Origin of the sequence: Nocardioides okcheonensis (assembly GCF_020991065.1) — a bacterium.
GTDB classification, from domain to species: domain Bacteria; phylum Actinomycetota; class Actinomycetes; order Propionibacteriales; family Nocardioidaceae; genus Nocardioides; species Nocardioides okcheonensis.
Genome location: NZ_CP087710.1, coordinates 1,185,632 through 1,207,593 on the forward strand (window position 1 = coordinate 1,185,632; position 21,962 = coordinate 1,207,593).

Annotated in this window: 23 protein-coding genes; 7 read left to right on the forward strand and 16 right to left on the reverse strand. The window is 71.9% G+C overall.

What is annotated here, in order from left to right:
• Positions 1-160: 160 nt before the first annotated feature.
• The 3 genes from LN652_RS05575 to LN652_RS05585 are packed head-to-tail and all read right to left on the reverse strand — an operon-like array spanning position 161 to position 3,559.
• Positions 161-877, reverse strand: a complete 717-nt coding sequence (locus LN652_RS05575; RefSeq protein ID WP_230443694.1) for an HAD family hydrolase — start codon at positions 875-877, stop codon at positions 161-163.
• A gap of 26 nt (positions 878-903) precedes the next feature.
• Positions 904-1,776 (reverse strand): hypothetical protein, encoded by an 873-nt coding sequence (locus LN652_RS05580; RefSeq protein WP_230443695.1) that lies wholly within the window; start codon positions 1,774-1,776, stop codon positions 904-906.
• 1 nt (position 1,777) lies between these two features.
• Positions 1,778-3,559, reverse strand: a complete 1,782-nt coding sequence (locus LN652_RS05585) for a proline--tRNA ligase (RefSeq protein WP_230443696.1) — start codon at positions 3,557-3,559, stop codon at positions 1,778-1,780.
• 118 nt (positions 3,560-3,677) lie between these two features.
• Here LN652_RS05585 and LN652_RS05590 point away from each other — a divergent pair, with 118 nt between their 5' ends.
• Positions 3,678-4,622 (forward strand): DEAD/DEAH box helicase family protein, encoded by a 945-nt coding sequence (locus LN652_RS05590; protein WP_230443697.1) that lies wholly within the window; start codon positions 3,678-3,680, stop codon positions 4,620-4,622.
• A 3-nt stretch (positions 4,623-4,625) separates the two neighbouring features.
• On the opposite strand, the gene LN652_RS05595 is transcribed toward LN652_RS05590, so the two are convergent.
• The gene (locus LN652_RS05595; RefSeq protein ID WP_230443698.1) at positions 4,626-7,208 is read right to left on the reverse strand and encodes a CHAT domain-containing protein; all 2,583 of its coding nucleotides are present in this window, start codon (positions 7,206-7,208) and stop codon (positions 4,626-4,628) included.
• A gap of 80 nt (positions 7,209-7,288) precedes the next feature.
• Between LN652_RS05595 and LN652_RS05600 the strand changes: the two genes are divergently transcribed.
• Positions 7,289-8,566 (forward strand): S8 family peptidase, encoded by a 1,278-nt coding sequence (locus tag LN652_RS05600; protein ID WP_230443699.1) that lies wholly within the window; start codon positions 7,289-7,291, stop codon positions 8,564-8,566.
• Between the two features lie 7 nt (positions 8,567-8,573).
• On the opposite strand, the gene LN652_RS05605 is transcribed toward LN652_RS05600, so the two are convergent.
• Positions 8,574-9,035 carry a hypothetical protein gene (locus LN652_RS05605; RefSeq protein ID WP_230443700.1) on the reverse strand — a complete coding sequence of 154 codons (462 nt, stop codon included), beginning with the start codon at positions 9,033-9,035 and terminating at the stop codon, positions 8,574-8,576.
• Positions 9,032-9,757, reverse strand: a complete 726-nt coding sequence (locus LN652_RS05610) for an RNA polymerase sigma factor (RefSeq protein ID WP_329958465.1) — start codon at positions 9,755-9,757, stop codon at positions 9,032-9,034. The genes LN652_RS05605 and LN652_RS05610 overlap by 4 nt, the downstream gene beginning before the upstream one ends.
• Between LN652_RS05610 and LN652_RS05615 the strand changes: the two genes are divergently transcribed.
• Positions 9,698-10,729, forward strand: a complete 1,032-nt coding sequence (locus LN652_RS05615) for a hypothetical protein (protein WP_230443701.1) — start codon at positions 9,698-9,700, stop codon at positions 10,727-10,729. The two genes, LN652_RS05610 and LN652_RS05615, sit on opposite strands and share 60 nt — an antisense overlap.
• Here LN652_RS05615 and LN652_RS05620 read toward each other — a convergent pair.
• The gene (locus LN652_RS05620; protein WP_230443702.1) at positions 10,726-11,019 is read right to left on the reverse strand and encodes a hypothetical protein; all 294 of its coding nucleotides are present in this window, start codon (positions 11,017-11,019) and stop codon (positions 10,726-10,728) included. The genes LN652_RS05615 and LN652_RS05620 overlap by 4 nt on opposite strands.
• Before the next feature lie 106 nt (positions 11,020-11,125).
• A complete protein-coding gene (locus tag LN652_RS05625) occupies positions 11,126-11,584 on the reverse strand; it encodes a hypothetical protein (protein ID WP_230443703.1) in 459 nt (152 codons plus the stop codon).
• A gap of 50 nt (positions 11,585-11,634) precedes the next feature.
• On the opposite strand from LN652_RS05625, the gene LN652_RS05630 reads away from it, so the two are divergent.
• Positions 11,635-12,042 carry a hypothetical protein gene (locus tag LN652_RS05630; RefSeq protein WP_230443704.1) on the forward strand — a complete coding sequence of 136 codons (408 nt, stop codon included), beginning with the start codon at positions 11,635-11,637 and terminating at the stop codon, positions 12,040-12,042.
• Between the two features lie 116 nt (positions 12,043-12,158).
• Here the strand turns inward: LN652_RS05630 and LN652_RS05635 are convergent, their stop codons facing one another.
• From LN652_RS05635 to LN652_RS05645, 3 genes are all read right to left on the reverse strand, one after another.
• Positions 12,159-12,740, reverse strand: coding sequence for a hypothetical protein (locus LN652_RS05635; RefSeq protein ID WP_230443705.1), 582 nt, complete (start codon positions 12,738-12,740; stop codon positions 12,159-12,161).
• Positions 12,737-13,030 carry a hypothetical protein gene (locus LN652_RS05640; RefSeq protein WP_230443706.1) on the reverse strand — a complete coding sequence of 98 codons (294 nt, stop codon included), beginning with the start codon at positions 13,028-13,030 and terminating at the stop codon, positions 12,737-12,739. The genes LN652_RS05635 and LN652_RS05640 overlap by 4 nt, the downstream gene beginning before the upstream one ends.
• A gap of 111 nt (positions 13,031-13,141) precedes the next feature.
• Positions 13,142-13,354, reverse strand: a complete 213-nt coding sequence (locus tag LN652_RS05645; protein ID WP_230443707.1) for a hypothetical protein — start codon at positions 13,352-13,354, stop codon at positions 13,142-13,144.
• A 196-nt stretch (positions 13,355-13,550) separates the two neighbouring features.
• Here LN652_RS05645 and LN652_RS05650 point away from each other — a divergent pair, with 196 nt between their 5' ends.
• On the forward strand, positions 13,551-13,835 hold the full coding sequence (locus LN652_RS05650; RefSeq protein ID WP_230443708.1) for a hypothetical protein: 285 nt from the start codon (positions 13,551-13,553) through the stop codon (positions 13,833-13,835).
• 53 nt (positions 13,836-13,888) lie between these two features.
• Here LN652_RS05650 and LN652_RS05655 read toward each other — a convergent pair whose 3' ends face one another.
• Positions 13,889-15,553 (reverse strand): hypothetical protein, encoded by a 1,665-nt coding sequence (locus LN652_RS05655; protein ID WP_230443709.1) that lies wholly within the window; start codon positions 15,551-15,553, stop codon positions 13,889-13,891.
• A 131-nt stretch (positions 15,554-15,684) separates the two neighbouring features.
• Here LN652_RS05655 and LN652_RS05660 point away from each other — a divergent pair, with 131 nt between their 5' ends.
• Positions 15,685-15,969 (forward strand): YrhB domain-containing protein, encoded by a 285-nt coding sequence (locus LN652_RS05660; RefSeq protein WP_230443710.1) that lies wholly within the window; start codon positions 15,685-15,687, stop codon positions 15,967-15,969.
• Between the two features lie 325 nt (positions 15,970-16,294).
• Here LN652_RS05660 and LN652_RS05665 read toward each other — a convergent pair whose 3' ends face one another.
• The 4 genes from LN652_RS05665 to dxr form a co-directional block, all read right to left on the reverse strand.
• Positions 16,295-17,146, reverse strand: a complete 852-nt coding sequence (locus tag LN652_RS05665) for a GNAT family N-acetyltransferase (protein ID WP_230443711.1) — start codon at positions 17,144-17,146, stop codon at positions 16,295-16,297.
• Between the two features lie 48 nt (positions 17,147-17,194).
• Positions 17,195-18,343, reverse strand: coding sequence for a flavodoxin-dependent (E)-4-hydroxy-3-methylbut-2-enyl-diphosphate synthase (ispG, locus tag LN652_RS05670; protein ID WP_230443712.1), 1,149 nt, complete (start codon positions 18,341-18,343; stop codon positions 17,195-17,197).
• 80 nt (positions 18,344-18,423) lie between these two features.
• Complete coding sequence (locus LN652_RS05675; RefSeq protein WP_230443713.1) at positions 18,424-19,770, reverse strand: M50 family metallopeptidase; 1,347 nt, start codon at positions 19,768-19,770, stop codon at positions 18,424-18,426.
• A 14-nt stretch (positions 19,771-19,784) separates the two neighbouring features.
• A complete protein-coding gene (dxr, locus tag LN652_RS05680) occupies positions 19,785-20,873 on the reverse strand; it encodes a 1-deoxy-D-xylulose-5-phosphate reductoisomerase (RefSeq protein ID WP_230443714.1) in 1,089 nt (362 codons plus the stop codon).
• A gap of 26 nt (positions 20,874-20,899) precedes the next feature.
• Here dxr and LN652_RS05685 point away from each other — a divergent pair, with 26 nt between their 5' ends.
• Positions 20,900-21,955, forward strand: a complete 1,056-nt coding sequence (locus LN652_RS05685; protein ID WP_230443715.1) for a tetratricopeptide repeat protein — start codon at positions 20,900-20,902, stop codon at positions 21,953-21,955.
• The last annotated feature ends 7 nt before the right edge of the window (positions 21,956-21,962 follow it).

Genomic DNA, 21,962 nt, shown 5'->3' on the forward strand with positions numbered 1-21,962 from the left:
CCGTGGAGTGGGGTTGGTCAGCATCACCCGTGCGGCCCGACCTGTGGGGGTGGCCGGAGCCGCATGCACAATCATGCATTCGATCCGGGTCCCGGCCAACCGAATCCCGGCTGCATGTTCCTGCAACGCACAAACTTGCAGGAGTCGGCCGCCTGCACCGTCAGGACGCGTCGAGGCGGCGGACCACGTCGGGGACCTCCGCGAGGGAGCGGACGGTCGCGTCCGGCCGCCCCTCGGTGTGCCCGACCTGGCCGGGCGGGATCGTGCTGAGCGGGACGTGGATCGCCCGCATGCCGGCGTGCTGGGCGCCCCAGACGTCGTCGAAGAGCCGGTCGCCGACGTAGACGCAGGTCGCGGGGTCGCTGACCCCGACCGCGTCCATCGCGGCCCGGAAGGCGAGCGGTGACGGCTTCGTCCAGGGGATCTCGCTGGTGTAGACGTCGCCGTCCACCAGGTCGTAGACCCCGTCGCGCTCGAAGAAGCCCACGTGCCACTCGCGCGGCCAGATCGTGTTGGACAGCACGCCGACCCTCAGCCCGGCCGCCCGCAGCTCGGCGAGCATCGGCCCCGCCTCGGGGTCGGTCAGGGTGTGCGGCTCCCAGAAGTCGTAGTAGGCCTGCAGCAGGTCGGGGTCGTGCTCGAGGCCGGCCTCGGTGAACAGGTCGGCGATCGTCGCGCTGCGCTGGTGGTCGCGGCTGCGACCCCACACGACGTCGCCGGCGCGGTGCAGCCGCTCGGCGTGGGCGTGGTGGTCGTCCTCGGTGCTGGGGGTCCGGCGCACCGCCTCCGCGAGGGCCACTGACTCGGCGTGGAAGTCCACGTCGTGCCACCGCGTCAGCGTGCCGCCCCAGTCGAAGATCACTGCCTCGATCGCCATGGGCGCGAACCTATCGGGCGCTCCGGCTAGCGGTTGACGGTGTCCGCGTCGTCCCACAGCGAGCCGTCGACGGGCCACGGCAGCACCTCGAGGCGGTCGTCGGCCAGCAGGTCGTCGACGAGCGCCCGGCTGCCGCCGACCAGGGTCGAGTCGAGGTCGGTGTCGTTCGACGTCGCCCACGCGCGGTCGGCCGGCCACCACGCGCTCGGGCTCTGCCACTGGTGCGGGGCCATGACCTCGAGCTGCTCCTCCGCGGACGGCGTCACCGTCACACCGTCGCTGCGGAACCACAGGGCGCCGCCGGTCTCGCCCAGGGCCCACCTCACGGCGGGCGCCTCCGCGCACAGCGTGGCGACCTGGTCGAGCGGGCGCTCGAAGACGTACGACTCGCGGACCGGGCGCCGCGTGGTGGGTGCGTCGGCCCACGCGCGCGGCCACAGGCCGTAGCCGACCCAGAACGCCACGAGCGTCCGGGCCGGCGTCGCGGTGTGGCGGGCGAGCACGTCGGCGAGCGCCTCGAACGACGTCCGGTCGAGGCACCCCACGTCGGGCTCGTTGCCGGGCCACCCCGTGCCGGTCGGGGGGCCGTGGTCACGCGAGGACCGCCGCCCGGCGAGCGCGTGCCACTGCGCCTGCGGGTGCAGGACCGTGCCGCACTCCGCGGCCACGGTCGCCCAGGTCACCGCGTCCCGCTCGCGGTCGTGGGCCGGGTGCAGCACCCGGGCGTAGGCCTCGAGGTCGCCCGGCACCAGGAAGCCGACCGCGGCCGGAGTGCCGCCGTCCCACGAGGTGTCCCACCAGTCCGCCTCGGCCGGGTCAGCGTCGGGGCGGATCGTGGTGAGGTGGGCGCGCCAGCGCCCGAGGTCGCGCTCGGTGCGGCGCGCCCCCGGGCGGCGCACGTCAGCCCCGCAGGACCGTGTCGGCGATCCGGGTGGCGGCCTCGGCCACCGCGACGTCCTCGCGGTCGCCGGACTTGCGGTCGCGGACCTCGACGACGCCGTCGGCGAGGCCGCGGCCCACGGTGACGATGGTCGGCACGCCGATCAGCTCGGCGTCCTTGAACTTCACGCCGGGGCTGACCTTGCCGGTGCGGTCGTCGAGCAGCACCTCGAGGCCGGCCTCCTTGAGCTCGCGCGCGAGCTCCTCGGCGGCCCTGAAGATCGCCTCGTCCTTGCCGGCGGCCACCACGTGGACGTCGGCGGGCGCGACGTTGCGCGGCCAGCACAGGCCGATGTCGTCGAGGGTGCCCTCGGCGATCGCGGCGACGGCACGCGAGGGGCCGATGCCGTAGGAGCCCATCGTGACGGTCACGAGCTTGCCGTTCTCGTCCAGCACCTTGAGGCCCAGCGCCTCGGCGTACTTGCGGCCGAGCTGGAAGATGTGGCCCATCTCGACGCCGCGGGCGGACTCGAGCGTGCCCTCGGCGCAGTTCGGGCACTCGTCGCCGTCGCGGACGTCGGCCGCCTCGATGGTGCCGTCGGGGGTGAAGTCCCGTCCGACGACGAGGTCGACCACGTGGGACCCGGGCACGTTGGCGCCGGTCACCCAGCGGGTGCCCTCGACCACGCGGGGGTCGACGAGGTAGCGGATGCCGGACTTCGACTCCTCCCCCAGCGCCTCGGGACCGATGTAGCCCTTGACCAGCGCGGGGTGCTTCGCGAGCTCGGCCTCGTCCATGGGCTCGACCTCGATCGGCTCGAGCTGCCCCTCGAGCCGCTTCTGGTCGACCTCGCGGTCGCCGGGCACGCCGATGGCGAGCGGTTCGCGGGTGCCGTCGGGGTGCTTGAGCACCACCAGCACGTTCTTCAGCGTGTCGCCGGCCGCCCAGGGCCGGTCGTCGCGGGGGAACGCGGTGTTGAGGTGGTCGACGAGGGTGTCGATGGTGGGGGTGTCGGGGGTGTCCTCGGCGTGCGCCGCGGGCGCGTCGTCGTACGGGAGCGCGGCCGGCGCGCGCACCGCGACCGCCTCGACGTTGGCGGCGTAGTCGCAGTGGGTGCAGCGGACGTAGGTGTCCTCTCCGACCTCGGCCTTGGCGAGGAACTCCTCGCTGGCCGAGCCGCCCATCGCGCCCGAGGTCGCCTTGACGATGACGTACTCGAAGCCGAGCCGGTCGAAGATCCGGATGTAGGCGTCGCGGTGCTTGGCGTAGGACTCGGCGAGGCCGGCGTCGTCGACGTCGAAGGAGTAGGAGTCCTTCATCACGAACTCGCGGCCGCGCAGCAGCCCCGCGCGGGGACGCGCCTCGTCGCGGTACTTGGTCTGGATCTGGTAGATCGAGAGCGGCAGGTCCTTGTAGGAGGAGTAGAGGTCCTTCACCACGAGGGTGAACATCTCCTCGTGGGTGGGACCGAGGAGGTAGTCGCCGCCCTTGCGGTCCTGGAGCCGGAAGATGTTGGGGCCGTACTCGACCCACCGGTTGGTCGCCTCGTAGGGCTCCTTGGGCAGCAGCGCGGGGAACGACAGCTCCTGGGCGCCCATGTCGTCCATCTCCTCGCGGATGATGGCCTCGATCCGGCGCAGCACGCGCAGCCCCAGCGGCAGCCAGGTGTAGATGCCGGGCGCGTTGCGGCGGATGTAGCCGGCGCGCACGAGCAGCCTGTGGCTCGGCACCTCGGCGTCGTTCGGGTCGTCGCGCAGGGTGCGCACGAACAGGGTCGACATGCGGAGGATGCGGCCAGTCATGGCGCAACCATAGGTGCGGGCGTCCGGACGCCGCGAACCAGATTCCCCCGCGGACGGCGCAACCCCGCGGGGGCGCACCGCGTCTCCCTCAGGAGAGCACTCACCAGGGGGAACCACCATGCGTCGTACGACCGCAGCCGCACTCGTCGCGGCCCTCGCCGCGGGCCTCGGGCTCGTCGCGCCCGCCGGGGCCGCCGCGCCCACCACCGAGCTGCAGCCGCAGCGCCTCGACCGGGGGCCCGACCAGGCGGTGGCGCACGTCGAGGACTTCGACTTCGTCGCCGGTGACCTGAAGGTGGACCTCGTCGGCCGGGTGGTCCGGGTGATCGGCGCCTCCGGCGACGGCTGGATCGTGGGGACCGACCGCCGACGTGTGGTGCGCATCGGGCCCGACGGCAGCACCCTGACGCTGCTGCGCAAGGTCGACGTCACCCTCACCACGCTGAGCGAGGACGGCAGCCGGCTGGTCACGCTCGACCACTCGGCCCGCCGCCGTACCGCCGTGCAGACGTTCTCGGCGCTCGACGGCTCGGCCGGACCGGAGCGCACGTTCGACGGCTATCCCGAGGTGGTCACCGCCGACGCGCGGCAGGTGCTGGTGCGCCACGACGGGCGGTTGGTGCGGTGGCGGACCGGGCCCGACCGGGTCCGCCTCGTGACCCGCCGCCTCTCCGCCCTCGCCAGCATCGAGCACGACCTGCTCGAGACCTACACCAAGGACCCGTACCTCGGGGGCTGTGTCCGGATGGTGCGGCTCAGCGACCTCACGCAGACGGTGTGGCGCTCGTGCAGCGACCGGGTGGTGGCGCTCTCCCCCGACGGCACCCGGATGCTGACCTTCGGGATCCTGGTCGACGGCCTCGGCCCCGGCGAGATCGACCTGCGCGAGGTCGGCGGCAAGCGGTTGGCCACGTGGACCACGAACTGGTTCGGCGGCTGGCAGTGGGAGACGCCCGACGCGGTGCTGCTGCAGGTCAACGGGCAGCGGAGGTCGTCGGTCGTGCGCTGCATGCTCGACGCGTGCGAGAACGCCACCGACCCGGAGCCGGTGCAGGTGCCCTGAGCCTCAGGTCCCCATCGCGGTGAACGACGCCGCCGTGGCGGTCAGCACCGGGTCGGTGCCGGCGGCCGACCGGGCGGCGTGCAGGGCCTCTCCCAGGCCGACGCCCTTCCGCAGCGCCGTGTGCAGCGCGACCATCACCTCGACGGTGGCGGCGTCGTCGACCTCTGCGAGCGCGGACACCACCCCGGCGGTGCCCATCGACAGCAGGGCGGCCGAGAGCCCCAGGAGCTCCTGGTCGCCGACGGGGGCCAGCACCCCTGACTCGCACGCCGAGAGGACGACCCGGTGCGGCGGGTGGCGCAGCTGCTGCAGGTCGTGGACCAGGAGCGGCCCGTCGGCGAGCGACAGCGAGGAGAACAGCGGGCTGTCCTCGCGGAACCGGCCGTGGGCCGCCACGTGGGCCAGGGACGCACCGTCGAGGGCCGCGAGCGTCGCTGCCGCCGTGGCGTCGTCGCCGTCCAGCACCTCCGCGGACGGGTCGTCGGCCGCGATGACCGGCACCTCGGCCCCGCCGCTGCCCAGCCCGGGACCCACGACCATGACCCGTCGGTCGCCGTGCGGCGCCGCCGAGCGCGCCCGGAGCCACAGCCGCGCCGACGGAGCGGTGGTGAACGGACGGTCGGCGAGGTCGGGGAGCACGCCCCACGGGACGCCCTGGAGCGCCGTGGTCGGCGACACCACGAAGCGCGCGTCACCCACCCCGTCGAGGGCGTGACCGAGCAGCGCGTCCTGCAGCCGGCGTCCGGCCACGTCGACCTGCGCGCGACGTCCGCGCGCGGCCTGGCGCAGCGTGAAGAGGGAGAAGTCGACCGCGCGGGAGGCTGCCGCGGCGTCGCCGCCGACCCGGTGCCGCACGCGCCCGCGACCCGCCACCAGCGCGTGCAGGACGCCGTCGACCTCGGTCAGCTCGACGAGGACGGTGTCGTCGGCGGCCAGCGCCGCCAGCAGGGCTCCGACGTCGACGCCCTGGGCCGACTGCTCGGCCCCCCGCGCGTGGAGCAGCCGCTGCCGCACCGACTGCTCGAGCCGGGTGACGCGTGCCTGGAGCCGGTCGGTCGGCTCCCCTGCCGCGTGCGCCTCGGCCAGCCGCTGGTGCAGGGCCCGCAGCGCGGCCAGGTCGGTGGAGGTGTCGGGATCGTGACCGGCCCGCGCCGCAGGGACCGCGATGGTCGTGGCCCGCCAGCGCTCCGCCCAGCGCAGGAGCTGTCGCGCGTCGCCGGACGCGAGCGCGGTGCGCGTGCCGAGCTCGGCGAGGTCCGAGCCGTGCACGGACGTACGCGCTCGCAGCTCCTGGCTGCCGAGGGTCGCCCGGTGGTGGTCGAGAGCCGTCAACCCCCGCTCACACGCCCGCAGCACGGCGCTCGTGTCGCCGACCGCCGCTCCCTGGCGCGCCCGGGCGAGCCAGCCGAGCGCGCGGGTGGTGCCGAGCGGGGCCAGCCGGTTCGCGGCGGCCTCCTCCAGCCACCGGTCACCGAGGCCGCGCGCCCGGTCCGAGGACACCCGTGCGGCCAGCCCGGCGCCGACGAGCAGCGCCTGCGGGAGCTCCGGCGCGCCTGCCTCCCGCGCCGCGTCGACGACCTCCTCCATCCGGGCGAGCAGGCGGCCCGGCCGGTCGGTCGCCCCGCGACGGGCCGTGACGGCCAGCAGCTCGGCGGCGACCCACTCCCGTCGCCGCCCCTGCCCGCGGAGCAACCTGCTCGCCTCGTCCGCGGCCGACCGGGCCCGGTCGGTGTCGCCGGCGTCGAGCGCCGCGCCCGCCAGCGCGATCAGCAGGTCGGCCCGCTCGACCGCCAGGAGCGGGCGGGCAACGAGCGCTCGCTCGACGACGCCGAGCGCGTCACTGGCCAGCCCGCCGGCGAGGTAGGCCGTGCAGCGGTCGTAGACCAGCTCGGGGCTCGTGACTCCCACCGCGTCGAACCGGGCGTCCGCGTCGGCGTAGAGCTCCAGCGCGCGAGGCAGGTCGCCCTCGAGGTAGGCCAGCCATCCGTGGTTGTGCACGTTGATGGCCGCCGCCGACTGCTGGCCGAGCGCCTCGTGGATGGCCAGCGAGTCGTCGAAGGCTCGACGCGCGGCGACCAGGTCGCCCAGCCCCGCCGAGGTCCAGCCGACCAGGTTGAGCGCCCTCGCGAGCCAGATCTCGTCGCCGGAGTCCTCGAGGATCGCGACGGCCCGGCGGAGGTCGTGGAGGCTCGCCTCGAGCTCGGCGAAGTAGAAGGCGCGGACCCGGGCGCGGCGGACCAGCACGCGGGCGAGCGGCACGCCCTCGAGTCCCGCGGTGGCCCGGTCGAGCTCGGCCAGGCCCGCCCTCGTGCGTCCGACGTGGACGAGGGTGCTGCCGAGCGTCGCGCGCACGTCGGCCTCGCGGTCGCCGTCGACCCCCTTCGCGAGGCGCAACGCGTGCTTCAGGTGCGCCAGCGCGTCGTCGGTCCGGCCGACGTCGCGCAGGACGATGGCGGCCACCTGGTGGCCGATCGAGGCCACGGCCGGGTCGGGGTCGGGGACCAGCTCGGCCTCGGCCCGACGTCTCGACTCCTCGGGGTCGGAGAACAGCGTGCGCAGCAGCTCCTCCGCGTCGGCCCTCTCCACGGCACCATCCTTGCCGATCCCCGACGAAAGTCGGCGCGAACCACTCCACGCGGCGGCGAAGCGGGGCTAGCGTCGCCACCATGGGCGACTGGAAGATCGGCGACGACCGACGACGACGCAGCACCGACCAGCTCCGCGACCTCGATCGCGCGAACGACGGCCAGGTGTTCTGGGACACGGAGGCCCCGGCCGACTTCACCTACCTCTTCCATCCCGACCACGTCCTCGTCGGCGCCGAGGACGTCGAGGACTTCGAGGCGTTCGCGGCCCGGCTGGACAAGGGCGTGCTGGCCGAGCCGCCCCGGCGCGACGACGTGCGCCTGCTCGGCGGCGACCTCGTCCGCTACGTCCTCGCGCCCCGGCCCGGCGGGGAGAGCGTGCCCGACGTGCTCGCGCTGCTCGAGCGTGACGGCCTCAGGCTCGGCGCGGCCACCCCCGACCACTGGGTCCACGTCAGCCCGGGCGGCGGGGGCGGGGGCCAGGCCTGCCCCGCCACGGAGCCCGAGGAGACCGGCCTGACCGAGCCGTGGCCGCCGGTGGCACCGCAGGACGAGGGCTGCGAGGTGAAGGTCGTCGTCGTCGACACCGGCTGGAACCCGCCGTCGGGGTCGGACGGGCGTACGCCGTGGCTCAAGGGCGTCGACGGCGACGACGAGCTCAACGGCCCGGACCTGCGCCCCTACGCCGGCCACGGCACGTTCATCGCGGGCGTCGTGCGCTGCCTGGCGCCGCGGACGGAGGTCTTCGTCGAGGGCTTCGCGGTCGGCGGGGTCGGCGGGGGCGGCATCCTCGAGTCGGAGATCGTGGGTCAGCTCGAGGAGGCGATGGCGCACCATCCGCAGGTCATCAACCTGTCGGCCGGCTGCCGCACCCGCCTGGACCTGCCTTCCCTGGCGTTCGCCCGCTTCCACCGTCGGCACCTGCGCGGCAAGGACGTCGTGGTCGTGGCCGCCGCCGGCAACGACGGGTGGGCGGCACCGTTCTGGCCCGCGGCCTTCGACTGGGCCGTCGGCGTCGGGTCGCTCGACCGCGACGGCCGGGTGTCGAGCTTCTCCAACTACGGCGTCTCCGCCGACGTCTACGCGCTCGGCCGCAACATCGTGAACGCCTTCCCCGACGGGACGTTCGTCTGCCACGAGTCGCCGAACAAGGGCGACGTGCGGGTGTTCTCCACCGGCCTGGCGCGGTGGAGCGGCACGTCGTTCGCGGCACCCGTCGTCGCGGGGCTCATCGCGCGCCAGATCAGCGAGACCGGGTCGTCGGCCGCCGACGCGCGCGACGCCGTCCTGGCCCGCGCCGTCTACGACTCCGACCCCGTGATCGGCCCGCACCAGGAGCTGCGCCAGCCCTACGCCTGACCGGGCGTCAGACCTCGACCCAGTGGCTGCTCGCGACCACTCCCCCGAAGCGCACCGTGAACCGCAGCGTGCCGCGGGCGTGGGCGAGGAGGGTGAAGAAGCCGAACTCGTCGAGCGGCGTCGACCACGACTCGCCCGCCCGGGTCTCGACGGCGACCACGACGTCCGTCGGGTCGGCGCCGGGCTCGAGGTCGAGCACCTGCCCGCTGAACTGCTCGCCGTCGATCTCGGCCTCCAGCGACCAGCCGGCGGCGGCGCTGAAGGACAGCATCCGGGCCGTGCCCAGTCCGCGGACCGCGGCGAGGCCCTCGTCGGCGGAGTCGCGGACCAGCACCAGCAGCTCCCACTCCTCGTCGAGGTCGGCCGCGGCGACGGTCGCGACCATGATGGGGCCCAGCCCTGGCGGCGGCGGGTCGGCGGCCTGCCACATCCGGCGCAGGTCGGCGAGCAGCCTCTCGTCGTCGCTCATGCGGGTCCCCCCTCGGTCAGCGCGGTGCGCACCTTCGCCAGGCACCGGGCCCGCGTGGGGCCGATGCTCCCCACGGGCATGTCCAGCTCCCGGCTCAGTGAGCGGTAGTCGGGTCGTTCCATGAAGGCCACCACGCGCAGCAGCTTGCGGCACCTCTCGTCGACGGAGGCGACCGCCCGCCACAGGCGGGCGCTCTCGTCGTCCAGCACGGCGATCGCCTCGGCCGACTCCTCGTCGGGCAGCCGGGCGGCGAGCGCCTCGTCCTGCACGGGGGTGGCGCGTCGCGCCTTCCGTGCGTGGTCGGCGGCGCCGCGCCTGGCCGACGTGATCAGCCAGGACGCGACCGCCTTCGGGTCCTCGATGGTCTGGTGCAGCCTCACGAACCCCAACCACGTCGCCGCGACGACGTCCTCCGTCGCCTGGCGATCGTGTCCGTAGGCTCGCACCACGTGCCAGAGCACCGGCGTCATCGTGGTCACCAGATCGTCCACCGCCGTGGCGTCCCCTGCGCGCCACGCCGTGAACGCCCCACTGGCTGTTTCCCACGGCGACTCATGGAGCTGCCCCTCAGCCCCTCGGTTCTCCGACATGGTGACCATTGTCCCCATGTCAGTACAGGTGGCGTCACCCGGCGCGGTGATACACGCTGACGAACTTTTTTCTTGTCCGAGGGCGTCCGCCGCGAGGACACTCGAGCCCGGGAGACCCTCGGGAGGAACCATGAGCCACCTCGTCCGCGCGACCGTCGTCGTCGCCGCCCTGCTCGCGACGTCCGCGGCGCCCGCCACAGGGGTGCGGCCGCGGCGGGCGCGACCCGCCTCGAGCCCGACCGGCTCGCCCGCGGCGCCGACCTGGTCCGGCCCTACGTCGAGGGGCAGGTGGTCGTCGACGGCGACCTGCGCGTGCCCGTCGACCTGCGGCGCCCGGTGCTGCTCGGACGCGGACCCGGCGGCTGGGTCGTCGCTGACCGCCGCACCGCCCGGGCGTTCCTCGTCGACCGCGACGGCTCCGCGCGCCGGCTGCCCGGCGCCTCGACCGAGTCGGTGCTGAGCGCGGACGGACGGTTCTACACGACCGCCGGCCTCGTCTCGGACGGCGAGAACGTGGTCGCCGTGCGCCGCACCAGGGACGGGACCCGGGTCGCCTCGCGGGTGTTCCGCAGCTGGATCGACGAGAACGTCGGTCGCTTCGTCTCGCCGATCGACGTCGCCGGGCGCCGGGTGCTCCTCGGCGGTAGCGGCGGGCGGGTGATGGTGTGGCAGTGGCCGCGCGACCGGCTCCGCACCGTCAAGGACGACCGGTGGCACCTGCAGGCGGGCAGCCTCGCCGACGACGTCGCGGCCGGCTGGACGGCTCCGGGGCAGCGCTGCACCTTCGTCGCGCCACTGTCTCGCCCCGGTCGGCAGACCTGGCGCTCGTGCACCGAGCGGGTCCTGGCGTTCGCCCCCGGAGGACGCCGGATGGTGACCGTCGACAACGGCGTGGAGCCGTCGTTCCAGCCGGTCCGGCAGATCACGCTGCGTCGCACCGACGGTCGGGTGCTGGGCCGGTGGAGCGCGGTTCGCATCGAGGACGTCACCTTCGAGTCGGCGACACGGGTCACCTTCCGCCTCGTGGGGACGACGCAGACCTCGATGGTGCGCTGCTCCGCCTCGCGGTGCGCGAACGCCTCCGACCCCGTGCCGGTCGGCTAGGTGGTGCACGTCACCTGGTTGTCGACACCACGAACGACCGGATCTGCCGATGAGCGGAAGGCTTGGGCTCGGTGCTTTTCACCGGGCCGTGCTGCGATGCTGTCGGGATGGAGCGCGACGAATGGGTCGAGATCGAATGGCTCGACGGGCCAGATGCGCGGCACCGAGACTGGGGTAGGTACCTGCGCGACAAGCACCCCGACCTGCGGGAACACCGCGACGAAGACTTCCGGATCGACGTTGTGTGCGGTCGCGACGGAGTTGATCGCGTGCGACTGATGAGGCGGCAAGAACCCACTGAACGACCGTCGAGGAAGAAGCCTCGGCGATGAACGCTGGGGTTTGCGCAACGTCCGCTCATGCCGCGATGAGTGCACGCCTCTGCCGAGGCGAGGGTCAGCGTGCAGGCTTGCGACGTTCAATGCTGTCGAGTTGCCTGCGCGCACTTTCGATGGAGTCCATGCACTCTCGTGCCGCAGCCATCTGGCGGTCCACAAGGTCCGCAGGCCAGGTGTCCTGGGCACCGTTGAGGTTCGTGCCCAGAGCGAAAGCCAAGTGGTAGGCGAGTCCTGCGTCATGCAAGGACCGCCGAAGCACGGGGTCGGCCAGTCGCTCCGAGTATCGCGGCAGGTCCACCATCGTCCGCCAAGCATCACCGTCCACCATGCGGAGTGACGGAGTGCCGTTCGGTCCCTGAGCGATCGGCAGTACGTGGCCGTAGGCCGTGTCCAACACCGCCCGTGTCCCCTTCAGGTCGTGTGGATCGCGGCGCGAGCGCCAAGCGCCGACAGCCTGAATCGTCAGAGCCGCGATACCGGCCAGAGCGCCCACCCATTGCACAACGGTCCACAACACGACCGACAACCTCTCACGCGCAACGGCTAGGGCATCACTCATCTGCCGCGATGAGCGCACGGATCTGCCGATGTCAGGACGGCTCGGCATCGCGCTGCTTGGATGCAGGGGTGACCGCGTCGATAGCTGAACCGGTGCGCGGCAGGGCGAAGTTTGCCGTCCGCTCCCTTGCCGTCGCGACAGTTGCGTTGTTGTCGTCTGGCTGCGTAGAGCAACTGGAGTCCGGCCTGATCATCGTCAATGAGTCCGGGCAACCGCTCACCGTGTCAGGTCAGGTCGTACCTGAGAACGGTCGTCAGGTGGTGCTGACGAGCGGCGGGAAGTGCGGAGGGCCGGGCCTGAGTGCCCACGACGAGCGCGGGAACGTCTATGCCACGTTGGACAGCGACTGGTGTCCCGATGACGTCTGGACGATCGCGCTCCGAGGCCAGAGCAGCCTGGACCGCGTCGGATCGTGAACTCGTGAGCCTGGATAGCAGGGTGCGTCGCCGGGGCTGACGAACGTCCGCTCATGCCGCCATCAGCGCGACCGCATCTACCAGGATCCGGATGGGCCGCGACGTGCCCAACACTGCTAGCAAGCGGGGTGGCCACTGTCGAGCAGTGCAACCTTCGACGCTACGACGGGCCCTCCCTGCCTTGCCATCATGTCGTCGTAGAGCCAGTAACCGTCCAAGGACGGGTCTTCGCACTCGACTCCGAGGTCGAACACCTCGTGACCATCGTCCGTCGCGCACCCGTAGTAGGGCGCGGGAAAGCTAGAGCCGAGTTGCCAGATCTCGTCGCAAGGTTGCTCCTCGACTGAGCCATCCTCGGCGAACTCAGCGCAAGGATCGTTGGGCTTGCTCGAAGACACGCTGCCACTGTTGACCAAGCAGTTCACGGTCTTGGTAGCCGCATCGGGGACAGCCGCAGCGTCGTCGGAGCCGTCTCCAATGGCCGCACAGCCCGAGAGCGCGCACAGCGCACCGACCAACACAGCGACGTACGCGACTGAGTCACGGGTCCGAAGCATCTTTGCGGTTGCCCTCTTCTGGCGGACTGGGCTGGCAGCGTAAGCGATCACGCTGCACCAAGCGTCCGGATCTGCCGCGATCAGCGCGCCCGTCACAGACGAGGTGCGCATCGTCGCTGTCGCCTGGAGGTCAGGAATCACCACAGGGAAACAACGACGACAGCTGCGCAGACCATCGCAAGGACGGCCATCACGATCGCGCCGATGCCGAGGCCTCGACTCCGCTCGTCACCCAGAGCCAGCACTCCCAGCACCAGCGCCACTAAGGCTCCGAGCACAGCGAACATGGTCAGGTAGACAGTCAGCGCGAGAATGGCGCTCAGCACCCCGAACGCGAGCCCCATCACAGCGAGAGGCGCAGTGTTGGGCGGCGGACCCGTGGCATCGTTCTCCTGCGGCCAACCGGTAGGCGTACGGGTCTCGTCCTCCACCGGTCGAACTCTAAGCCCGGACGAGACCATGGGTGGTCACATCCGGATCTGCCGCTGATGGTGCGCGGATCTGCCGATGAGCAAATGCCCGTGGCAACCCATTCACAAGGTCTAGTTGGGTGATCGTCGCAACTTCGCGATAGCGAAGAGGTTCGCGGCGGCGATCCCTGCGAAGCCCACGGCTGCCACCAGTGCGATGACCCTGGTAGACCCGTCGCTTCCGGCGGCAACCATCCCGATGACCACTGCTGCGATGGCATTGGTCGCAGCCCACCAAGCAAAGTACTTGGTGGTTCGGCCAGTGGGGTTGTAGACCATCGTCATCTCACGATCTCGTCATGCGGCGCGGTCAGGCATCTCCGCGCGATACTGGCACACCGCGCCGCAGGCTTGGACGCGGTCAACGTCCGGATCTGCCGCGATCAGCTCGAGCGGATCTGCCGATGTCCGGTCGTGTCACGATGCGGCTATGACTGGAGATCGCCTGGCCGCAGAACGAGCACAGCGCGTGGTTCCACTGGTGGAACACAACGTGAAGACCGAATTGCAGGTCACGAACGGCATGTTCGACCTCGCACTCAGCGAGGAGACAATCGACCTGCTCGTGCAGGGCGTAACCTCGGACCTTCTCCACGCCTTCGAGGTCGACTGGTCACCGGACTGGGTCAAGGCGGGCGACGTCCATCACTGGGGCGAGTCGGGGCGACACTTCGCCCGCTGCGGCGTTTGCCTTACGGACTCCCTGCCATCGCCAGACCCGGAGACTGCACGAGCCTGGGTTTGCGAGCACGAGAAGTCTCACTGAACGACCGGACCTGCCGCGATGAGCGCGCGGAACTGCAGATGGGCTGTGCCACGTCACCCTGCTCTGCGGCGTTCTGTCACCACCCAGTGGCCGTTGCTTCTCGTCACCCGAGCGGGGAGCCACTCGACGGCTGTGGGGAAGGAAAGACTGACCACCCGCCCGTCGTACTGGCCGACCGGACGACACTGCTCGCCTGCAGGCACGAACGGATCGGGGTTAGGCAGAGGCGCAGACCACTCGGTATCCGGAGGCTCTGCCACTCGCACCACCAGCCGGCACCGGTTACCGTCCGCTTTGGCAGAAACCAGGACGAGGGTGCCGTCGTCGACCTGGAACGTCCGGCTGTTTTCCGGCACTGCTGGACCCGCTTGGCGCAGTCCTTCCTCGGGCGTCCAGCGGTTGGCGGGTGAGCCACCGAAGAACAGATCCTCACCGACTCGGGTGGGCAGCTGGTCGCCGAAGGCTGAAGCCCATGTCAGGCCGTCCTCGGTGACTGCGTGGAATCCGACGTAGGTCCACTCGGCCTGCGGTGAGGGACGCGAGCGGCAGCGCATGGACACGTAGAAGGGTTCGTCGGCCGGGGTCGAGGTCGGGGCGATCTCGAAGCATCTGAGTCCGCGGGGTGCCACCGCGACAGTCACAGGCTCGGTCCAACGGGCTTGACCGGGGAAGTGCACCTGGGCGACGAGGCGCCGTCCGTCCGGGGAGGCTGTGAGCACTTCTCGCCAGTGCCAGTACCCCGTCCTGACCGTGCTGCCGGCGGCCTGTCGTCCGGGCCGAGGGACGTAGCGCACCATCCCGGTCGGGTCCTTGGTGGTCGCCTCCCACCGGTCATCGACGCGCACCAGGTACGACGGCTCCGCGCGATCGGTGTGCACCAGCAGCTGGTCGCTGGTGAAGGCCTCCAACGTGGTGGCGCAGTTCCCCGATTCTGTAGGTGCCGTCGTTGTTGCCTGCTCCGTGAAGCGGAGGGCACTCGTGGACGCCTCGACCGGTGGGGTCGTGAGCAGCTTCAACCGGCACGCGCCGTCCTCCGCACGTCCAGCCACCACCCGTAGGGTGCCGTCCGGAGCCAGCATCGGGGCACCCGGCGCGCTCCCGGCGGGCAGGTTCACGGGCGCGAGGTTGCGAAGGCCACCGTCACGGGTCCACACGACGTATCCGCGCTCGGTGGCACCGAAGAACACCTGACCACCATCGGAGGAGAGCTCGGGCACCTGCACGACGCCCTTGTTGGTGGGCCGGCTGGTCAGGCACGACCCGACGCGGCACGGAGGCTCCTGCACGTGCTCGTAGTGGTCGCTAACGACGCACGAACCCGGCCGGCACACGACGAACACGCTCGTGGCGACACCCGGTTCATCGACCTCGTCCTCCCAGGGAGCGACGGTGTTGTACGTCGCCCGGATCGCCAAGGTGGTCCCCGCCAGCCGGACACTCGTCCCGATCAAGTAATGGCCCGCCCCGCCGTCGATCACCTCAGGGGCTGACCAGTCCGATCCGTCGGGGCCACGCCACCACACCTCGACCTTGTCTCCGGGAGAAACCGCAACGGTGCCAGAGCGGCCTTCATCGAGACGCAGGTAACGGGCGCGCTCACCAGGACCTCCGCTTCCAGAGCCCACGCTCGGCCCAGTGTCCCTGGCCAGAGCCGAGCCCAACGCAATGACGGACAGCGCGACCAGCAGCGCCACCACGACCGCTGCGGTCCTCTTCATGAAGTGATGCTAGCCGCGACTGCCTTCTCGACCCCCACCCGACGAACGTCCGGATCTGCCGCTGATGGTGTACGCAGATCTGCCGAGATGAGCGAACGCCCAGAGCGTCGACGCTCGGTAGCCTCGAACCCATGACCGAGGATGACGCGCGCCGAGTGGCTGTCTCGCTGCTCAATTCCCTCTACCCCGAGTTCGCCGCGGGCGAATGGATGATCTCGGGCGTCGACGAGTACGACACCGCATGGGCGTTCTCCTACAACAGCCGCGCGTTCCTCGACGCAGGCGAGGTAACCCATGCGCTTACCGGAAACGGTGCCCTCGTCGTCCCCAAGTCCGGCGACGAACCATGGCTCACATGGTCAGGAGCCGACACGGCGAGCCAGATCGCCCGGGGACGGTCTGCCTTCGACAACTGACGCCAACGTCCGGATCTGCCGCGACCCGTGCGTCCGCACTGCCCAGCGTCCCTTCGTCGAAGTTGAGGCCGTAGTGCTGCCGCCGGCGGACGCAACCCGGGAGCGCACGTGCGGCGGATGTGGTCCCGCATCGGCAACTTCGAGGGCGAGAACCGCCGCACGTGCGGCGCCGGAGCGTCGTACACGTGTCCGAGATCTTGCCCTCGAGCTGTTGGGCGAAGGGCGACAGGTCGGACACGTGTGCCCGAGCGGGCAGCACGCGCCCCGACATCCGGACTGCCGTTCGAGTGCGTCCTCGTGCCCACGACGAGCGGGGAGGACCCAGCTAGAACATCACGGTCGCGAAGGTCGCGGTCTGCTCGAAGCCGACGCGCGCGTAGGTCGCGCGAGCCGCGGTGTTCCAGTCGTTGACGTAGAGCGACACGACCGGCGCGACGCCCGCCCCGATGACGTGGTGCACCACCGAGGCCATCCCGCGGGTGGCGAGGCCCTCGCCGCGACGGTCCGGGCGGACCCACACGCCCTGCACCTGGGCGGCGTGCGGGGTGGCGCACGCGACCTCGGCCTTGAACACCACGCCCTGCTCGTCGAAGCTGGCCATCGACCAGCCCCGCCCGATGAGCTGCTGGACGCGTGCGCGGTAGAGGTCGCCGCCGCCGGCGTCGTTCTCCGGCGAGACCCCGACCTCCTCGGTGTACATCGCCACGCACGCGGGGTAGAGCACGTCGAGGTCGCGCGGGGTGGTGAGGCGTACGTCGGGGTCCGCGGCCACGTCCGGGAGGCGGGCCATCTCGAGGTGGGGCTGGTTCCGGCGGACCTCGCGCGGGCGCTGCCAGCGTGCCTCGACCTCCTCCCACAGGGCCGCGACGACGTCGTGAGGCCCGACGATCGTGCCCACGGAGGCGCGTCGGCGCAGCGCGACGTCGGCGAACGCGCCCACGTCGTCGGGCGTGCACTGCACCGGCACGAGGTTGGCGCCGAGGTGGCAGCCCGCGACGAGGTCCTCACCGACGAACCGGCCCCACACCTGGCCGCCGAGCCAGCGCTCGTCGAGGTTGGTGAGGCGGGCGCGGTAGTCGGCGAACACGTTGACCACGGGGTCCTGCTCGGCGAGCTCGATGAAGCGGTCCCGGTCGGCCGGGCCCAGCACACGCACCAGCTCGCGGGTCCTCAGCACGTGGGGAGCCTACCCACGTGGGGCCCGGGCGTGGGACGCCCGCGGGGATCAGCTGACGGTGACCGACGCCTCCGCGCCCTCGACGGCCTCCATGCCCTCGGCGATGCGCATCGCCTCCTCGATCAGGGTCTCGACGATCTTCGACTCCGGAACGGTCTTGATCACCTCGCCCTTGACGAAGATCTGGCCCTTGCCGTTGCCCGACGCGACGCCCAGGTCGGCCTCGCGGGCCTCGCCCGGCCCGTTGACGACGCAGCCCATGACGGCGACGCGCAGCGGCACCTCGAGCCCGTCGAGGCCGGCGGTGACCTCCTCGGCCAGCTTGTAGACGTCGACCTGCGCGCGCCCGCAGCTGGGGCACGACACGATCTCGAGGCGGCGCGGCTTGAGGTTGAGCGACTCGAGGATCTGGAGGCCGACCTTGACCTCCTCGACCGGCGGCGCCGACAGCGAGACGCGGATGGTGTCGCCGATGCCCTTGCTGAGCAGGTGCCCGAAGGCCACGGCCGACTTGATGGTGCCCTGGAAGGCCGGTCCGGCCTCGGTGACGCCGAGGTGCAGCGGCCAGTCGCCGGCCTCGGCGAGCAGCTCGTAGGCGCGCACCATCACGACCGGGTCGTTGTGCTTGACCGAGATCTTGAAGTCGTGGAAGTCGTGCTCCTCGAAGAGGCTGGCCTCCCACACCGCGGACTCGACGAGCGCCTCGGGGGTGGCCTTGCCGTACTTGTCGAGGATCCGCTTGTCCAGCGAGCCGGCGTTGACGCCGATCCGGATCGACGTGCCGCGGTCCTTGGCGGCCTTCGCGATCTCCTTGACCTGGTCGTCGAACTTGCGGATGTTGCCCGGGTTGACCCGGACGGCCGCGCACCCGGCGTCGATCGCGGCGAAGACGTACTTCGGCTGGAAGTGGATGTCGGCGATCACCGGGATCTGCGAGTGCTGGGCGATCTCGGGGAGCGCGTCGGCGTCGTCCTGGCTCGGGCAGGCGACGCGCACGATGTCGCACCCGGTGGCGGTGAGCTCGGCGATCTGCTGGAGCGTGGAGTTGACGTCGGAGGTCAGCGTCGTGGTCATCGACTGCACCGAGATCGGGTGGTCGCTGCCGACCCCCACGGACCCCACCTGGATCTGGCGGGTCTTGCGCCGGGGCGCGAGGACGGGGGGCGGGAGGGCGGGCATGCCGAGGCCGACGGTCATGCCTCCATCGTACGGCCCGGCGCCCCGCGGGCCGCCGCCGGAGCGGGCATCCCCCGAGCGGTGGCGGCGGACTGGTGGGGTCAGGTGATGTGCAGCGGCACCACGAGGTCCGCGACGATCAGCACCACGCCCATCACCAGCATGGCGAGGCCCACGACGTACGCGACGGGGAGCAGGCGGGCGACGTCGACGTGGCCCGGGTCGGGCCGGCCGCGCAGCCGGGCCACGCCCCGCTTGAGGCCCTCGTAGAGCGCCCCGGCGATGTGGCCGCCGTCGAGCGGCAGCAGCGGCACGAAGTTGAACATGCCGATGAAGAAGTTGAAGCTCGCGATCAGGAAGAGCAGCGTCACCAGCTTGTCGGTGAGCGGGAACGCCTCGCTCGCCGCCGCCTCACCGGCGAACCGGCCGCCGCCGACGATCGAGATCGGGCCCTCGGGGTCGCGCTCCTGCAGCCCGACCACCGCGCGGCCGACCTCGTAGACCTTCACCGGGAGGTGCACCAGCGCCTGGACCGTCTCGACGGTCATCGACTCCATCTGCTTCGCCGTGTAGAGCACGCCACCGGTCTGCAGGTGGGAGGCGGGCTGCACGCCGAGGAACCCGACCTCGGTCAGCGTCTGGTCCTCCAGCGACGTCTGGCGCAGCGTGACGGTGGTGCTGGTCTCGAGGGTGAGCAGCTCGCCGTCGCGGCGGACCTCGATCACGGCGTCGCCGTCGGCGTTGTCGCGGATCTGCGCCTGCAGGCTCTGCCAGTCGGTGTAGGGGGTGCCGTTGAAGCTGACGATCTCGTCGCCGGGCTCGATGCCCGCCTTGGCCGCCGGGCTCACCGGGTCGTCGGCGGTGCAGGTGGTGCGCTGCTCCGCGACGGGGATCACGCACTCGGGGACCGCGGCGACGGTGGGCTCGACGACCTCGTCGCGCGGGTTGCCGTAGGTGGCGAAGAGGATGACGAACAGGCCGAAGGCGATCGCGATGTTGACCATCGGGCCGCCGGCCATCACGACGACCTTCTTCCACCACGGCAGCCGGTAGAACAGCCGGTCGGTGTCGTGCTGCTTGACGTACTCCCACTCGGCCGCGCGGGCGTCGGAGATCAGCTGGGTGAACATCCCGGTGTTGGAGCGGCGCACCTTGTGGACCGGCTCGCCGTCCTCGTCGTAGGTGGTCTCCTCGACCAGTCCCTCGGCGCCCGGCGGCAGCATCCCGACGATCTTGACGTAGCCGCCGAGCGGGATCGCCTTGACGCCGTACTCGGTGTCGCCGATCTGCTTGCTCCACACCGTCGGCCCGAAGCCGATGAACCACTGCGGCACCTTGCAGCCGAACTTCTTCGCCGGCACCAGGTGACCGAACTCGTGCAACCCGATCGAGGCCAGGATCGCCACGACGAACGTGACGACGCCCAGGGTGTAGAGCAGGGCTGTCATGAGAGGGGTCCTTGTCAGGTGATGAGGGCCGCGGCCTCGGCGCGCGCCCAGGCGTCGGCGGCGAGGACGTCGTCCACGGTGAGGTGCTGCTTCGATGGTACGTCGTGGAGGTCGAGCACCCGGGCAACTGTGGCGACGATCCCCGGGAACGCCAGCCGGCCGTCGTGGAAGGCGTCGACGGCGACCTCGTTGGCGGCGTTGTAGACGGCCGGGGCGGTCCCGCCGCGCTCCCCCGCCCGGCGAGCCAGCGTGACGGCGGGGAAGACCTCGTCGTCGAGCGGCTCGAAGCGCCAGTCGGCGGCGCGCGTCCAGTCGATCGGCGTCTCGGCGTCCGGCACCCGGTCCGGCCATCCCATGCCCAGCGCGATCGGCACCAGCATCGTCGGCAGGCCGAGCTGGGCGACGACCGCGCCGTCGACGAACTCGACCATCGAGTGGATCAGCTGCTGGGGGTGCACGACGACGTCGATCCGCTCGAACGGCACGTCGAAGAGCAGGTGCGCCTCGATCACCTCCAGGCCCTTGTTGACCAGGGTCGCGGAGTTGGTGGTGATGACCCGGCCCATCGCGAAGTTGGGGTGGGCCAGCGCCTGCGCGGGCGTCACGCCGGCCAGCTCGGCGGCCGTGCGGCCGCGGAACGGCCCGCCCGACGCCGTCAGCACCAGCCGGCGCACCTCCTCGGCCGACCCCGCCCGCAGGCTCTGCGCGATGGCGCTGTGCTCGGAGTCGACCGGCACGATCTGCCCGGGGCGGGCGCGCTCCTTGACCAGCGGGCCGCCGATGATGAGCGACTCCTTGTTGGCCAGCGCGAGGGTGGTGCCGGCGTCGAGGGCGGCGAGGGTGGGCCGCAGGCCCACGGCTCCGGTGATGCCGTTGAGCACGACGTCGCACTCCCGGCCGGCGGCCTCGGTGGACGCCTCCTCCCCCAGCCCGGAGAAGGCCGGGCGGAACTCGGCGACCTGCGCGTCGAAGAGCTCGCGGTTGCTGCCGCCGGCGGTGAGGCCGACCACGCGGAACCGGTCGGGGTGGGCGCGGACCAGGTCGAGCGCCTGGGTGCCGATGGAGCCGGTCGAGCCGAGGATCACGATGTCGCGGGCAGTCACCGCGCCAGTTTGTCAGGATGGGCGCCGTGGACGAGGACTGGCGGGCACTGGCGCACGCCGAGAGGCTGCTCGAGCTGCGCCGTGACGCCGAGGCCGAGCAGCGCTTCCGCGACGTCCTCGCGTCCGATCCGCAGTCGGTGACAGCCCTGCTCGGGCTGGGCCGGGCGCTGCAGCGTCAGGGCCGGCTGGACGAGGCCGAGCAGGCGGTCCGCGCCGCGCTCGCTCTGGCGCCCGAGCGCGGCACGGCCCACCACCTGCTGGTCGACGTGCTGGTCGACCGGCGCGACGGCCCCGGTGCGATCGCCGCCGCCGAGCACGGCGTACGCCTCGAGCCGCACGACGTCACCTCCCACTACCAGCACGCCCGCGCGCTGCTCGTCCAGCGGCGCCCCCGCACCCGCGAGGCCTACGGCGCCGCGCTGCGGGCCGTCGACCTGGCACCGCACAGCCCGGACGCCCACAACCTCGTCGGCCTCTGCCTCGACGGGCTCGGCGACCACGAGGCGGCGCGGACCGCGTTCCGCAACGCGCTCGCCCTCGACCCGCAGCACACGCTCGCCCAGAACAACCTCGCGGCGACCGAGCTCGACCGGGGCCGGCTGCGCTCCGCGGCGGGTCTGCTGCGGACCGCGGTCGGCGTCGACCCCCAGGAACGACGGGTGCGCCAGAACCTGGACACGGTGCTGCTCGTCCTGGCCAGGCGCCTGCTCTGGGCGATGTGCGGCGCGGCGGTGGTGCTGGGGGTGCTCCTGGCCAACGAGGCGCCGTGGTGGAGCCGCGCGCTCAGCGGCGCGGCGTTCCTCGCAGTGGTCACCGTGCTGGCCGGACGGCTGCGCGACCGGCTCCCCGCCGGTGTCACCCGGTGGGGCCGGGGCCTGTGGTGGCGCACGAGGTGGCAGGGCCGCTACCTGCTCGGCCTGCTCACGCTGCTGACCGCCGGCGTGCTGCTCCTCGCGTTCGCGCCGCAGCAGGTCGCCGTGGCCTCCGGGCTCGCGCTCGTGGGCCTGCTGCAGGTCGTCGGCGTCGTCGCCGTGGTCGGGTGGGTCGGCTACGCCGCGGTGAGCCTGGCGCGCGGTCGCTGAGCGGCAC

Excerpts from the sequence above, each read along its gene's own strand:
- LN652_RS05575 (WP_230443694.1), bottom strand. The coding sequence starts at position 877 with ATGGCGATCGAGGCAGTGATCTTCGACTGGGGCGGCACGCTGACGCGG.
- LN652_RS05585 (WP_230443696.1), bottom strand. The coding sequence starts at position 3,559 with ATGACTGGCCGCATCCTCCGCATGTCGACCCTGTTCGTGCGCACCCTG.
- LN652_RS05590 (WP_230443697.1), top strand. The coding sequence starts at position 3,678 with ATGCGTCGTACGACCGCAGCCGCACTCGTCGCGGCCCTCGCCGCGGGC.
- LN652_RS05600 (WP_230443699.1), top strand. The coding sequence starts at position 7,289 with ATGGGCGACTGGAAGATCGGCGACGACCGACGACGACGCAGCACCGAC.
- LN652_RS05605 (WP_230443700.1), bottom strand. The coding sequence starts at position 9,035 with ATGAGCGACGACGAGAGGCTGCTCGCCGACCTGCGCCGGATGTGGCAG.
- LN652_RS05610 (WP_329958465.1), bottom strand. The coding sequence starts at position 9,757 with ATGGTTCCTCCCGAGGGTCTCCCGGGCTCGAGTGTCCTCGCGGCGGAC.
- LN652_RS05630 (WP_230443704.1), top strand. The coding sequence starts at position 11,635 with ATGAGCGCACGGATCTGCCGATGTCAGGACGGCTCGGCATCGCGCTGC.
- LN652_RS05645 (WP_230443707.1), bottom strand. The coding sequence starts at position 13,354 with ATGACGATGGTCTACAACCCCACTGGCCGAACCACCAAGTACTTTGCT.
- LN652_RS05655 (WP_230443709.1), bottom strand. The coding sequence starts at position 15,553 with ATGAAGAGGACCGCAGCGGTCGTGGTGGCGCTGCTGGTCGCGCTGTCC.
- LN652_RS05660 (WP_230443710.1), top strand. The coding sequence starts at position 15,685 with ATGACCGAGGATGACGCGCGCCGAGTGGCTGTCTCGCTGCTCAATTCC.
- ispG (WP_230443712.1), bottom strand. The coding sequence starts at position 18,343 with ATGACCGTCGGCCTCGGCATGCCCGCCCTCCCGCCCCCCGTCCTCGCG.
- LN652_RS05675 (WP_230443713.1), bottom strand. The coding sequence starts at position 19,770 with ATGACAGCCCTGCTCTACACCCTGGGCGTCGTCACGTTCGTCGTGGCG.